Annotated in this window: 11 protein-coding genes; 6 read left to right on the top strand and 5 right to left on the bottom strand. The window is 57.3% G+C overall.

All coding sequences use genetic code 11. The features are described from left to right. Nucleotides 1-8 precede the first annotated feature (8 nt). Nucleotides 9-1451, bottom strand: a complete 1443-nt coding sequence (ascF, locus tag ACFX4U_RS16230; RefSeq protein ID WP_305735201.1) for a PTS cellobiose/arbutin/salicin transporter subunit IIBC — start codon at nucleotides 1449-1451, stop codon at nucleotides 9-11. 264 nt (nucleotides 1452-1715) lie between these two features. On the opposite strand from ascF, the gene ACFX4U_RS16225 reads away from it, so the two are divergent. The 4 genes from ACFX4U_RS16225 (at nucleotide 1716) to hypF (ending at nucleotide 7839) form a co-directional block, all read left to right on the top strand. Then, nucleotides 1716-2729 (top strand): LacI family DNA-binding transcriptional regulator, encoded by a 1014-nt coding sequence (locus ACFX4U_RS16225; RefSeq protein ID WP_313510025.1) that lies wholly within the window; start codon nucleotides 1716-1718, stop codon nucleotides 2727-2729. Nucleotides 2730-2864: 135 nt separating this feature from the next. Beyond that, nucleotides 2865-3410 carry an electron transport protein HydN gene (gene hydN, locus ACFX4U_RS16220; protein ID WP_020454941.1) on the top strand — a complete coding sequence of 182 codons (546 nt, stop codon included), beginning with the start codon at nucleotides 2865-2867 and terminating at the stop codon, nucleotides 3408-3410. A 36-nt stretch (nucleotides 3411-3446) separates the two neighbouring features. Beyond that, complete coding sequence (gene fdhF, locus ACFX4U_RS16215; RefSeq protein ID WP_305735203.1) at nucleotides 3447-5597, top strand: formate dehydrogenase subunit alpha; 2151 nt, start codon at nucleotides 3447-3449, stop codon at nucleotides 5595-5597. Beyond that, the gene (hypF, locus tag ACFX4U_RS16210; RefSeq protein WP_313510030.1) at nucleotides 5581-7839 is read left to right on the top strand and encodes a carbamoyltransferase HypF; all 2259 of its coding nucleotides are present in this window, start codon (nucleotides 5581-5583) and stop codon (nucleotides 7837-7839) included. The genes fdhF and hypF overlap by 17 nt, the downstream gene beginning before the upstream one ends. On the opposite strand, the gene norW is transcribed toward hypF, so the two are convergent. Together norW and norV are read right to left on the bottom strand one after the other, a co-directional pair. Continuing rightward, a complete protein-coding gene (norW, locus tag ACFX4U_RS16205; RefSeq protein ID WP_313510031.1) occupies nucleotides 7820-8953 on the bottom strand; it encodes an NADH:flavorubredoxin reductase NorW in 1134 nt (377 codons plus the stop codon). The two genes, hypF and norW, sit on opposite strands and share 20 nt — an antisense overlap. Beyond that, nucleotides 8950-10401, bottom strand: coding sequence for an anaerobic nitric oxide reductase flavorubredoxin (gene norV / locus ACFX4U_RS16200; RefSeq protein WP_305735206.1), 1452 nt, complete (start codon nucleotides 10399-10401; stop codon nucleotides 8950-8952). Before norV ends, norW begins: the two co-directional genes overlap by 4 nt. Nucleotides 10402-10584: 183 nt before the next feature. Between norV and norR the strand changes: the two genes are divergently transcribed. After that, the gene (gene norR, locus ACFX4U_RS16195; protein ID WP_313510035.1) at nucleotides 10585-12099 is read left to right on the top strand and encodes a nitric oxide reductase transcriptional regulator NorR; all 1515 of its coding nucleotides are present in this window, start codon (nucleotides 10585-10587) and stop codon (nucleotides 12097-12099) included. Between the two features lie 84 nt (nucleotides 12100-12183). Next, nucleotides 12184-12369, top strand: a complete 186-nt coding sequence (locus ACFX4U_RS16190; protein ID WP_313510038.1) for a hypothetical protein — start codon at nucleotides 12184-12186, stop codon at nucleotides 12367-12369. 45 nt (nucleotides 12370-12414) lie between these two features. Here the strand turns inward: ACFX4U_RS16190 and gutQ are convergent, their stop codons facing one another. Both gutQ and ACFX4U_RS16180 read right to left on the bottom strand, forming a co-directional pair. Further along, a complete protein-coding gene (gutQ, locus tag ACFX4U_RS16185) occupies nucleotides 12415-13380 on the bottom strand; it encodes an arabinose-5-phosphate isomerase GutQ (RefSeq protein ID WP_313510039.1) in 966 nt (321 codons plus the stop codon). Then, a complete protein-coding gene (locus ACFX4U_RS16180) occupies nucleotides 13373-14146 on the bottom strand; it encodes a DNA-binding transcriptional repressor (protein ID WP_065370234.1) in 774 nt (257 codons plus the stop codon). Before ACFX4U_RS16180 ends, gutQ begins: the two co-directional genes overlap by 8 nt. Nucleotides 14147-14154 lie beyond the last annotated feature (8 nt).

Here is a 14154-nt window from a genome sequence, read left to right as displayed (position 1 = left end):
TTCTTAAATCAGGCTCGTGCTTCTTTTACAGTGGCCGGCCCGGCCGCTTGCGGTTTGTTCTCGGTTTCCACGGGAATATCTTCAAACCCGAGCAGCAGCGTCAACACAAATGACAACACTACCGCCAGCGCCATTACGCCGAATACCCACACAATGGACATCGGGTTAGCCGGATCGAAGAACTGCACGCTGGTAAATAACCCCGGTGCCGCCATCGAGTGGCTGGCCAGCCCGGCGATACCGGCGACCGCGCCGCAGACAAAACCACTAATTAAACTCGCAATCAGCGGGCGTTTCAGGCGCACCGCCACACCGTAGAGCGCCGGTTCTGAGATACCGGCCAGAATCGCGGAAGCTGCTGCCGCCATCGCGGTCTGGCGCAGTTCCGGGTTTTTGGTTTTCCATGCCACCGCCAGCGAAGAGCCGCCGAGCGACAGGTTCGCACCGATTTCCGACGGCATGACCATGCCCTCTTTGCCGGTTTCCGCGATGGTTTGAATAATGGTTGGGGTAAACACACGGTGCATACCGGTCATTACCAGCAGCGGCCACAGTGCGCCCATAATGGCAACCGAGAGCCAGCCGAGATAGCCGTGAATGGTATAGACCAGCGCGGAAATCGCACTACCGATCCAGATACCGAGCGGGCCAATCAGCACAATCGCCAGCGGCGCGGCAATCAGCACGATCAACATCGGTTTTAAGAAGTTTTTCGTCACCGCCGGTGTAATACGATCCACCCAGCGTTCGATATACGACAGACACCAGGTCATCACCAGCGCCGGGATCACCGTATAGGTGTATTTCACTGCCGTCACCGGGATCAGCGCGAACTCAACGTGCTCGCCCTGCGCGGCTTTCGCCATCAGATCGACAAAGCTCGGATGCACCAGCACACCGGCGATGGCGATCGCCAGCGACATATTGGTTTTGAATTTCACCGCCGCAGACGCTGCCACCATCAATGGCAGGAAGAAGAATGCGCCGTCGCCAATCACCGTCAAAATCGTCAGCGTGGAAGAACCTTTTGGCAGCACACCGGACATCTCCAGCACCATCGCCAGCAGTTTCACCATCGACCCGCCGATAATAGCCGGGATCAGCGGCGACATGGTGCCGATCAACGCATCAAGAATGCCCGCGCCAATGCGGCGCAACGTCAGTTTTTGCTTCGTCTGTACTTCAACCGGCTGCATATCTTGCGGCAGCAGGCTGACCACTTCGCGAAACGCCTGGGAAACGGTGTTGCCGATGATCACCTGGCACTGATTGTCGTTGCGTACCACACCCATTACGCCGCTGACGCTTTTAAGTGTTGGTGCGTCGATACGGGTTTCGTCTTTCACTACAAAACGCAGGCGTGTCATGCAGTGCGTGACGGCGGCGATATTCTCGGCTCCGCCCAGCGCGTCCACCACCGAGTGGGCCAGCGCGGCATAATTCTTTGCCATCAGATTTTATCCTGTTTTATCAATAAGGTACTGTTTCATCGCCACGCCCTGGCGGCCATGAAACATGAAATAGGTAACCGGTTCCACAAAATCATGATGAGTTTTATTGTGTGAAACAATATGTAAAACGCGGTTATTTTTATAATCGTGATGATGATCACTTAATGTCGTGCGTACGAAATGTTCATCTGTTGGGGTTAAGTGTTCCCATCATCGCAACGCCTGAAGTACACTTCGGGTCACGATTTTTGAGGGGTAGGATCGATGGCGACAATGCAGGAAGTAGCAAAGCGGGCCGGCGTGTCGAAAGCCACCGTTTCCCGCGTGCTGACAGGCAAAGGGTATGTCGGCGAAGAGACGAAAGCGCGCGTTTTTCAGGCCATTACCGAAAGCGGTTATCGCCCGAATTTGCTGGCGCGCAGCCTGGCTTCCAGCAAAACCCAGACCTTAGGGCTGGTGGTCACCAACACCCTCTATCACGGGGTTTACTTTAGCGAGCTGCTTTCGCACGCCGCGCGCATGACCGAAGATAAAGGCCGCCGATTGCTACTGGCAGATGGCAAACACAGCGCCGAAGAGGAGCGCCAGGCGATCCAGTACCTGCTCGATTTGCGCTGCGACGCGATCATTATTTATCCGCGCTTTCTTAGCGTCGATGAACTCGATGAGATTATCGATAACCACTCGCAGCCCATCGTGGTGCTCAACCGCCGTTTGCGTAAACACGCCAGCCACTGCGTTTACTCTGACCAGAAAGCCTCCAGCATGAACGTGGTGTCGCGGCTTATCTCCCGTGGTCACCGTGATATTGCGTTTATTACCGGTTCGCTGGATTCGCCCACCGGTATTGAACGCTTATCGGGCTATAAAGACGCGCTAGCGCAGCACGGGATTGATGTGCGTAATGAATTGATAGCCGAAGGAAAATGGACGCCAGCCAGCGGCGCGCAGGGCGTGGCGGAGCTGCTTTCCCGCAAGGCGACCTTCACCGCGCTGGTGGCGAGCAATGACGATATGGCCATCGGCGCGATTAAGCAGTTGCATGAAAGCCAGCTCGCGGTACCCCGGCAGGTGTCGGTGGTGGGGTTTGATGATATCGCCATTGCGCCATTTACCGTGCCGGCGCTCTCCAGCGTGAAAATCCCGGTCACGGAGATGATCAAAGAGACGATTAACCGCTTGATCTTTATGCTTGATGGCGGCGATTTTCACTACCAGCAAACCTTTCCCGGCGAGCTTATCACTCGCGATTCCATCATTAACGGCCCGCACGCCTGATCTCGTCAGCTGTCATCGTCACTTTTGTCGATGACAGCCCCTGATTTTATAAAATCCCTTTAATTACAATAAATTATAATTCTGGCACGCTTTGTGAATACTCCGGCAGGATATCGCCTTTTTCCGGAGGAATTCATGAACCGATTTATTATGGCTGACGCTGCAAAATGCATCGGCTGTCGCACCTGTGAGGTCGCCTGCGTGGTGTCTCATCAGGAAAACCAGGATTGCGCGGCGCTCACCCCTGAGACGTTTCTGCCGCGTATTCATGTCATCAAGGGTGTCAATGTGTCGACGGCGACATTGTGCCGTCAGTGCGAAGACGCGCCCTGCGCGAATGTCTGCCCGAACGGCGCCATCAGCCGCGACGAAGGGTTTGTACATGTGATGCAGGAGCGCTGCATTGGCTGCAAAACCTGCGTAGTCGCGTGCCCGTACGGCGCGATGGAAGTGGTAGTGCGCCCGGTTATTCGCCACAGCGGCGCAGGCCTGAATGTGCGCGCTGAGAAAGCCGAAGCCAACAAATGCGATTTGTGCCACCACCGCGAAAGCGGCCCCGCTTGTATGCAGGCCTGCCCGACCAACGCGCTGGTGTGTGTCGATCGCAACTTACTGGAACAGATGAGCGCGGAAAAACGTCGTCGCGCCGCGCTGGATGGCGCCGTTTCCCTGGTGTTCTAAACAATCTGAATTTCACTTTTAACAGGTCTGTTACTGATGAAAAAAATTACGAGCGTATGCCCTTACTGTGGCGCTGGCTGCAAACTGAAACTGGTCGTGGATAACGGAAAAATCATCCGTGCGGAAGCGGCCAACGGCCACACTAACCAGAACGAACTGTGCCTGAAAGGCTACTACGGCTGGGATTTCCTCAACGACACCAAACTGCTGACGCCGCGTCTGACCCAGCCGATGATCCGCTACGAAAAAGGTGGCAAACTTACGCCGGTCAGTTGGGATGAAGCGATCCGCTACACCGCCAAACGCCTTAGCGATATCAAAGCGAAATATGGCCCGCGCGCCATTATGACTACCGGCTCGTCACGCGGCACGGGCAATGAAACCAACTATGTCATGCAAAAATTTGCCCGCGGCGTGCTCAACACCAACAACGTCGACTGCTGCGCGCGTGTTTGCCACGGTCCGTCTGTTGCGGGTTTACAGGAAACGCTCGGCAACGGTGCGATGAGTAACTCTATCGGCGATATCGAAAACTCCAGTTGTTTGCTGGTGTTTGGCTATAACTGTGCCGATTCACACCCGATCGTCGCGCGCCGGGTGATCAAAGCCAAACAGAAAGGGGCGAAAATCATTGTTTGCGATCCGCGCCGCATCGAAACCGCGCGCATCGCCGACCAGCACCTGCAACTGAATAACGGCTGCAACATGGCGCTGGTCAACGCTTTTGGTTATGTGCTGCTCGAAGAAGAACTCTACGACAAAGATTATGTTGCCAGCTTTACCACCGGGCTTGAGGCGTATCGCGAAACGGTAAAAGATTACGCACCGGAAGCGGTGGAACACATTACCGGCGTGCCGGCAAAACAGGTACGCCAGGCGATGCGCACCTATGCCGCCGCGCCATCTGCCACCATTATGTGGGGCATGGGCGTAACGCAGTTCGGCCAGGCGGTGGACGTGGTGAAAGGGCTCTCCAGCCTGGCGCTGCTCACCGGTAATCTTGGTCGTGAACATGTTGGTGTTGGCCCGGTACGCGGGCAAAACAATGTGCAGGGCGCGTGCGATATGGGCGTGATCCCCAACCAGTTTCCTGGCTATCAGGATGTGGTCAACCCGGAAGTACGCGCTAAATTCGCCAAAGCCTGGGGCATCGACCCGGCGGTGATGGACGATAAAGTGGGCGTACGCATTACCGAAGTGCCGCACCTGGCGCTGGAAGGCAAAGTGAAAGCCTATTACATCATGGGCGAAGATCCATTGCAGACCGAAGCGGATTTGGGCCTGGTGCGTAAAGGCTTTGAAGCGCTCGATTTCGTGGTGGTGCAGGACATCTTTATGACCAAAACCGCCGAGCAAGCCGATGTGCTGCTGCCCGCCACCTCCTGGGGTGAGCATGGTGGCGTGTTTACCTGTGCCGATCGCGGTTTCCAGCGTTTTGAAAAAGCTATCGAGCCGAAGTACAACGTCAAGCGCGACTGGGAAATCATCAGCCTGATTGCCACGGCAATGGGCTACCCGATGCACTACGACAACAACCAGCAAATCTGGGATGAGCTGCGCGAGTTGTGCCCGCTGTTCTACGGGGTGACCTACGAAAAAATGGGTGATATGGGACACGTTCAGTGGCCTTGCCCGACGCTGGATCACCCCGGCACGCCATATCTGTATCAGAACAACAAATTCGATACGCCGGACGGCAAAGGTCATCTTTTTGCTGCCCAGTGGCGTGCGCCAGCGGAACGCCCGGATGATGAGTTCCCACTGGTGCTCTGCACGGTGCGTGAAGTCGGTCACTACTCATGCCGTTCAATGACCGGCAACTGTGCGGCGCTGCAAACCCTCGCCGATGAACCCGGTTTTGTGCAGATTAACCCGGACGATGCGGCGGCGCTGGGCGTGCAGGATCGTCAACTGGTGTGGGTTGAGTCGCGCCGTGGCAAGGTGATCACTCGTGCGGATGTCAGCGAGCGCATCAATCACGGCAGCGTGTATATGACTTATCAGTGGTGGATTGGTGCGTGTAACGAACTGACGCAGGATAATCTGGATCCGATTTCAAAAACGCCGGAGACCAAATATTGCGCAGTTCGGGTGAGTGCGATCAACGATCAGCGCTGGGCCGAAGAGTACACTCAGAGCACTTATCAACAGATGAAGAGTCGATTGCTCAATGCAGCAATGCAATGATGACACGGCCAACAGCAACGGTGTCTGTTTGCGCGTGTACGGAAAAGTACAAGGGGTGGGCTTCCGCCCCTTTGTCTGGCAACTGGCGCAACAGCTCGGGCTGAAAGGCGATGTCTGTAATGATGCGCAGGGCGTGGAGGTTCGCCTGCTCGGCAATGAGCGCGAATTTCTCGCCCTGTTGCAGCAACAGTGCCCGCCGCTGGCGCGCATTGATATGGTGACCAGTGCGCCGTTTTGCTGGTCCGTTTTACCGCTTGATTTCGCCATTCGCCACAGTGCGGGTGGCGCAATGAATACCCAAATTGTTCCCGACGCGGCAACCTGTCCGGCTTGCCTTGCGGAGATGAACGACCCTTCTGAACGCCGCTATCGCTACCCATTTATTAACTGCACCCACTGCGGGCCGCGCTTCACCATTATTCACGCTATGCCTTATGACCGGCCTAACACCGCGATGGCACGTTTTCCGTTGTGCCCGGTTTGCGAAGCCGAATACCGCGATCCGCTGGACCGGCGTTTTCACGCTCAGCCCGTCGCATGCCATGAATGCGGCCCCGCGCTTGAATGGCGCAGCGGCGAACAGCATGCACATGGGGAAGCGGCGCTACAGGCGGCAATCGCGCTGCTAACAAGCGGCGGCATTGTGGCGGTAAAAGGCATTGGTGGTTTTCATCTCGCCTGCGATGCAACGAACCAGGCGGCGGTGATGCATCTGCGCGCGCGAAAACATCGCCCGGCAAAACCGCTGGCGGTGATGTTACCCGGCGCGGAAGGCGTGACGGCGCAGGCGCAGCGCTTACTTGCGACGCCCGCCGCACCGATTGTGCTGGTGGACAAAAATAGCGTTTGCGAGCTGTGCGAGGCCATTGCGCCCGGTCTTGATGAAGTGGGCGTTATGCTGCCTGCTAATCCGCTGCAACACCTGCTGGCGCAAGAATTACAGCGCCCGCTGGTGATGACGTCCGGCAACCTCAGCGGCAAACCGCCTGCAATCAGCAATGACGAGGCGTTGAGCGATCTGGCGGAGATCGCCGATGGCTTTTTGCTGCACAACCGCGATATTGTTCAGCGCATGGATGACTCCGTGGTACGCGCGAGCGGGGAGATGCTGCGCCGTTCGCGCGGCTATGTGCCGGATGCGATATCGCTGCCGCCGGGGTTTAACGATCTTCCATCGCTGCTCTGCCTTGGCGCGGATCTGAAAAACACCTTTTGTCTGCTGCGCGGTAACAGTGCGGTGCCGGGTCAGCATTTTGGCGATCTCACCGATGAAGGCGTCGAAGCGCAGTGGCGCAGTGCGCTGCGCCTGATGCAGGATATTTATGACTTCCACCCGGAGCAGGTGGTGGTGGACGCTCATCCGGGTTATCGCACGCATCAATGGGCCAGCAGCTATGGCCTGCCGGTGCAGACGGTGCTGCATCACCACGCCCATGCCGCTGCCTGCCTTGGTGAACACGGCTGGCCGCTGGAAGGCGGCGATGTGATTGCGCTTACGCTTGATGGCATCGGGATGGGCGAAGGCGGTGAGCTGTGGGGCGGTGAATGTCTGCGGGTCAATTACCGCGAGTGCGAACACGTAGGCGGGCTACCGGCAGTGGCGCTTCCCGGTGGTGATTTAGCCGCGCAGCAGCCGTGGCGCAACCTGCTGGCGCAGATGCTGGAGTTTGTCCCTGACTGGCAGCGCTACCCGGAAACCGCCGATATCCAGCGGCAGAACTGGCCAATGCTGGCGCGCGCAATTGAACGCGGGGTTAATGCGCCTAAAGCCTCATCCTGCGGGCGTTTATTTGATGCCATCGCCTGTGCGCTAGGCTGTGCGCCGCTGCACCTCAGTTATGAAGGCGAAGCGGCCTGCCAACTGGAAGCGCTGGCGGCGAGTGTGGAGTCCGTTGAACATCCGGTTCAGATGCCGCTTTGCGGAACCATGCTGGATTTGGCGGCGTTCTGGCAAAGCTGGTTGAACTGGCAGGCCACACCCGCCGGGCGCGCATGGGCATTTCATGATGCGCTGGCGCAGGGCCTGGCAACGCTGGCGCGGCAGGAAGCGACATCGCGTGGGATTCATGTGCTGGTGTTCAGCGGCGGCGTAATGCATAACCGCCTGTTGAAAAAACGCTTACAGCACTATCTTGCGGAGTTTACTTTGCTGTTTGCGCACCAGCTCCCGGCCGGTGATGGCGGTATTGCCTTCGGCCAGGGTCTGGTAGCGGCAGCGCGGGCTATACCGCCAGCGCTTTAAGCAGGGCAAACGCCTCCTTCATTCTGTCTTCGCTGACCACAAACGCGCGCAGTTTATCTTCTGCGTCGAGCCCTTTTGCCACCATGCCATCGGCCTCGGTGGCAATGTGCCAGCGCAGATCGGTGCGGTGCGTTTCCCCGGCCAGATGCAGCGGCATCAGCGGCGTTTTCACCTTCACCAGCATCGCAGGCAGCACCAGTTGCGTGCTATTGCCGGTGAGGTTTTTCGCCAGCGTCATCGCGCTCAACTGGATTGGTTGTAGGAACGGCAGCACCTGACCGTTGATCTGCGCGCAATCGCCGAGTGCGAAGATGTGCGGATTGCTGGTTTGCAGCGTGCCGTCCACCACGATCCCGCGTCCAACCTTCAGCCCGGCGTTCTGCGCCAGCGACACCTGCGGCGACAGCCCGGTGGCGGCAACGACCACATCCGCATCGATGTAGCGATCGTCATCCAGTTGCGCACGCACCCCCTGTTCATGCTCGTCGAGTTGCATTAAACGCGATTGCAGCAGCAGGCGTACGCCCAGCGCCGTCAGGCAGTGTTGCAGGCGGCCACTCACTTCCGGCGGCATTAACGAAGGCAGAATGCTGGCGGCGTTATCCAGCACGGTCACGGTTTTGCCCGCGCGGCGAAAATCCATCGCCAGCTCGCAGCCAATCAGCCCGGCACCTACAATCAGCACGCGGCTGGCATCGCGCAGGGTGGTTTCACAAGCGTGATACTCCTGCAAGCTATTGAGCGTGAGCATTTTTTCGCGCCCCGGCAGCGGCGGAACGAACGCCTTTGCCCCGGTCGCCAGCACCAGTTTGTCGTATTGCCACTGTTTGTCGGCGCTTTTCACCACCCGCGCTTGCGTGTCGATGGCGCTGACGAAGGTGTACGGGAACAGCCGCAGATTATATTGCTCAGCGAACTCGCCCGCCGACTGGCGAATCAGATCCTCGGCGCGTTGCGCCTGGCTAATCACATGGCTGAGATCCGGCTTGTTGTACTCTTCCATGCCATCGGCGGCAATCAGCGTCAACGGTATGGTGCTGTCAAGTTTGCGAATGTTTTTCACCAGCGTCCGGGCGGCGAAGCCTGAACCGATAATGACAATACCTGCGCTCATTTTGCCTCCGTTGCCAGTTCGTCAAACACCTCTTTACCAAGGGAACATTCCGGGCAGAGGAAGTTGTCCGGCACCTCGCGCCACGGCGTACCTGGTGCGACATCCTGCATCGGCTCACCTTTTGCCGGATCATAAATCCACTGGCACACACTACACTGCATGGATGGGCCGAGATCCGCCGCGGCTGCGGCTGCGCAGGCACAGGTTTCTTGCGTGCTGGCGGCTGATGTGTTTACTGGTTCCGGCAGCGGCGACAGCGCCCACTGGCGGGCAATATCGCGCCCGTGCTGGCGGCACACTTCCAGCGCGTCGATATCCGGTCGCCATTTTGCTTTCAGGCTGACAGACATCTCAAAACCGGCGTCCTGTAAACGGGTTGACAGGCGGTCAACCGCGCCGCCGCTCCAGCCATGGGAGCCAAAAGCGCTGGCGCGTTTATTGCGAAAACGCAGGCCGGTAATCTCTTCAACCAGCCCGGCGATTTTCGGCATCATCACGTTGTTCATCGTCGAGGTGCCGACCAGCACGCCTTTGGAGCGGAACACATTGGTCAGAATGTCGTTTTTATCGCTGCGGGCGACGTTGAAGATTTTTACCGCCACGCGCGGGTCGACTTCATTAATGCCTTGCGCAATGGCGTCGGCCATCATGCGGGTGTTGTTGGACATGGTGTCGTAGAAAATCGTGATGCGATCTTCCTGGTAATCCGCCGCCCATTTCAGATACAACTCAACGATTTGCGTCGGGTTATCGCGCCATACCACGCCGTGTGAAGTGGCAATCATATCGACAGGCAGGTTGAAGCCGAGGATCTCGGTAATTTTCGGCGTCACCAGGCGGCTGAACGGTGTGAGGATGTTGGCGTAGTAGCGCTGGCACTGCTCAAACAGTTCCGTTTGATCCACTTCATCATTGAACAGACGTTCATCGCAGTAGTGCTGGCCAAAAGCGTCATTACTGAACAGCACGGCATCGCCGGTCAGGTAGGTCATCATGCTGTCCGGCCAGTGCAGCATCGGCGTTTCGACAAAAATAAGCTGTTTACCGTTGCCGATATCCAGCGTGTCGCCGGTTTTCACCACGTTGAAATTCCATTCAGGGTGGTGATGGTGGCCGTTAATCGAGTCGATGGCGTTATTGGTGCAGTAAATTGGGGTGTTGGGGATATACGACATCAGCTCGGTCAGCGCACCGGCGTGATCTTCCTCCGCATGGTTGATAACGATGTAGTCGATCATCTGCAGATCGATTTCGCTGCGCAGGTTCTGCACGAACTCACGGCTAAATTTATGATCAACGGTATCGATCAGCACGTTTTTGCCTTCGCGGATCAGATAGCTGTTGTAGCTGCTGCCGCGCAGGGTTTTATATTCGGTGCCGTGAAAGTCGCGAACTTCCCAGTCACGTTGTCCAACCCAGTGAATGTTGTTTTTTACATGAATAGCCATATCAGTTGTCCTGTGCAGTTTTCTCAATTCGATGTATGGCTAATATCAAGTTACGTGCCAACTTTTTATTGTATTGATTTATAAGTTTTTTATTGATTTCTTGAAAAAATAAATTGTCATTATGACTATGATAAGTACAGTCAATATGACACTATGAATTGTCAAAACGACAGTGAGGTAGGTATGAGTTTTTCGCTGAATGTACTGGCGGGGATCGCCATAGAATTGCAAAGCGGTATCGGCCATGCGGACCGTTTCCAGCGGCTGATCACCACTCTGCGTCAGGTGCTGGAGTGTGATGCTTCGGCATTGCTGCGCTACGACGCACGGCAGTTTATTCCACTGGCGATCGACGGACTGGCGCAGGATGTTTTAGGCAGGCGTTTTACGCTGGAAGGCCACCCACGGCTGGAAGCGATCGCCCGCGCCGGTGATGTAGTGCGTTTTCCCGCCGATAGCGATTTGCCCGATCCTTACGATGGCTTGATCCCCGGCCAGGAGAGCCTGAAAGTGCACGCCTGCGTTGGGCTGCCGTTGTTTGCCGGGCAAAACCTGATTGGCGCGCTGACGCTCGATGGCATGTCGCCGGATCAGTTCGACACCTTTAGCGATGAAGAGCTGCGGTTGATTGCCGCGCTGGCGGCAGGTGCGCTGAATAACGCGCTGCTGATAGAGCAACTGGAGAGTCAGAATATGCTGCCTGGCGCACCGGCGGCGTTCGAACAGGTAACGCGCAGCGAAATGATTGGCCTGTCGGCGGGCATGGAGCAGCTAAAAAAAGAGATCGAGATCGTTGCCGCTTCCGATCTGAACGTGTTGATCAGCGGTGAAACCGGCACCGGTAAAGAGCTGGTGGCGAAAGCTATCCATGAAGGTTCACCGCGCGCTATCAATCCGCTGGTCTATCTCAACTGCGCCGCGCTGCCGGAAAGCGTGGCGGAGAGCGAGCTGTTCGGCCATGTCAAAGGTGCCTTTACCGGCGCTATCAGCAACCGCAGTGGCAAATTCGAGATGGCCGACAACGGCACGCTGTTTCTGGATGAGATTGGCGAGCTGTCCTTGTCGTTGCAGGCGAAATTACTGCGCGTGCTGCAATACGGCGATATTCAGCGCGTCGGCGACGACCGCAGCCTGCGTGTGAATGTTCGCGTACTGGCCGCCACCAACCGCGACCTGCGCGAAGAGGTGCTGGCCGGGCGTTTTCGCGCCGATCTCTACCATCGGTTGAGCGTGTTTCCGCTTTCTGTACCGCCGCTGCGCGAGCGCGGGGAAGATGTTGTTCTGCTGGCGGGCTATTTTTGCGAACAGTGCCGTTTACGGCTGGGGCTGGGGAGAGTGGCGTTAAGCCCCGGCGCGCGCGCGCATTTGCTGAGTTATGGCTGGCCGGGCAATGTGCGCGAACTGGAACATGCCATTCACCGCGCGGTGGTGCTGGCGCGCGGTACGCGTAACCGTGATGACGTGGTGCTGGAAGCGCGGCATTTTGCGCTTAGTGATGAACCAGCGCAGCCATCCAGCCCGGTAACGCCGCTGCCCGTGGAGCAAAATCTGCGTGATGCGACAGAGGATTTTCAGCGGGCATTTATTACCCGCACGCTGGAAGAGCAGGGCGGTAACTGGGCGGCCTGCGCGCGCGGTCTGGAGATGGATGTCGCCAACCTGCACCGGCTGGCGAAACGTCTGGGGCTTAAGCGTTAAAGGATTTCTGCCTGCCAGAGATGGGTAAAGTGACGTCGCCAGCCTGCACTGGCTGACGAAGCACCTGGACGAAAGGACTAAACAATGCCTGCCAGAGATTTGCAGATTGGCGTCGCCAGCCTGCACCGGCTGACGGAGCACCTGGACGAAAGGATTAAAGAATGCCTGCCAGAGATTTGCAGATTGATGTTGTCAGCCTGCATTGGTTGGCGAAACGTCTGGGGCTTAAGCGTTAACGTATTCCCGCCTGCCAGCGATCGTGCCGCATGACGTCGCCAGCCTGCACCTGCTGGCGAAACGTCCGGGATTGAAGCGTTACAGAATGCCAGCCTGGTAGAAATCTTGCAGGTTGATGGCACCGACCAGTAAACCGGCGTCATCCACCACCGGGGCGGCGGCAATTTTGCGCTGCATTAAGCGCTCTTTAGCGTCCACGGCGCGGCTGCCCGCTTCCAGCGTGATACCACCGGGCGTCATTGCTTTATCAACCTGCGCGGTTAGCGCTCCGCCTGACACCAGCCAGCGGCGAAGATCGCCATCGGTAAATACACCTTTTACATGGCGCTGGTTGTCGCAGACCGCTACCAGACCCAAACCGGTGCGGCTCAGTTCCAGCATCGCGTCCATCACGCTGGTGGTAAATTGCACCTGCGGGATCTGTTCCTCTTTGCGCATCAGATGATGCACTTTATTGAGCAACCGCGCGCCAAGCGCGCCTGCCGGATGAGAGCGGGCAAAATCCTCTTCATCAAACCCGCGCGCCTGCATCACCGCCATCGCCAGTGCGTCGCCCATCATCAGCGTGTTGACGGTGCTGGAAGTCGGCGCCAGGTGCATCGGGCAGGCTTCGCGTTCAACCGAGATATCCAGCACTGCCCGTGCGGCGAGCGCCAGCGGGGAGCGCGGTTTGCCGGTCATCGCCAGCAGGGCGACGGATTTCTCTTCAAGACGCGGCAGGATCAGATCCAGCTCTTTGGCCGAACCGGAGTAAGAGATAAACAACATCACGTCGCGGCTTTCGATCATGCCCAGATCGCCATGCAGTGCTTCCGCCGGATGGACGAAAAATGCCGGTGTGCCGGTGCTGGCAAGCGTCGCGGCAATCTTTTTGCCAATATGGCCGGATTTGCCGATCCCGGAGACGATGATTTTCCCCTCGCAGTGCAGCACGGTTTCGGCGGCGCGCACAAACGCCTCACCGAGGCGATCCGGCAGACGGCTGGCTTCCTGAAGCTCCAGCAGCAGGGTTTGCCGTCCGGCGTTAATTAATGACTCACTCATGTTTTTCTCCGGCAATGATCACTTCAACCCCTTTGGCTTCCAGCGCGGCGCGCACGTCGGCGGCGATCCCGGAATCGGTGATCAGCTTATCCACGCTCTCCAGGCTACAGACCACGTTCGGGCTTTTACGGCCAAATTTGGAGGAGTCCGCCATCAGGATCACTTCCCGCGCGGCGTTGCACATCGCTTTGCTGACGGTGAATACCTCGTTAAAAGTGGTGACGCCTGCGTTCAGATCGATGCCATCGGTGCCCATAAACAGCTTGTCGAAGCTGAAATGCTCAAAGGCGTTTTCCGCCAGTTGGCCGTGGAACGAGGCCGATTTCTTACGGAAGGTGCCGCCCGGCATCAGGATCGTTTGCTCGTTATCCAGCTCAGATAGGGCATTAACGATATGCAAACTATTGGTCATCACCGTGATGTTATTGAAGTGGCTGAGCAGCGGTACCATTTGCAGCACCGTACTGCCCGCATCAAGGATGATCGAATCGCCGTCGTGGATGTAGGTCACTGCCGTTTCGGCAATCAGCCCTTTTTGCACGGTGTTGATAAGCGTCTTGTGATCAATCGGGGGATCGGCTTCATCTTTGTTGAGCACCACGCCGCCATAAGTGCGGATCACCGCGCCGGAATGTTCCAGCGCGACGAGATCTTTACGTATGGTCGTCCCTGTGGTGTCGAAGTAAGCTGACAGCTCTTCAACAGAACACTTTCCCTGCTTTTGCAGATGCTCAAGAATAGCCGCCTGACGCTGACGTGGTTTCATAGGCGCTG

The organism is Kosakonia sp. YIM B13588, from assembly GCF_042788165.1.
GTDB classification, from domain to species: Bacteria; Pseudomonadota; Gammaproteobacteria; order Enterobacterales; family Enterobacteriaceae; genus Kosakonia; species Kosakonia sacchari.
Note: the sequence above shows the minus strand (reverse complement) of the source record. Positions and strands in the feature narration are given on the sequence as shown.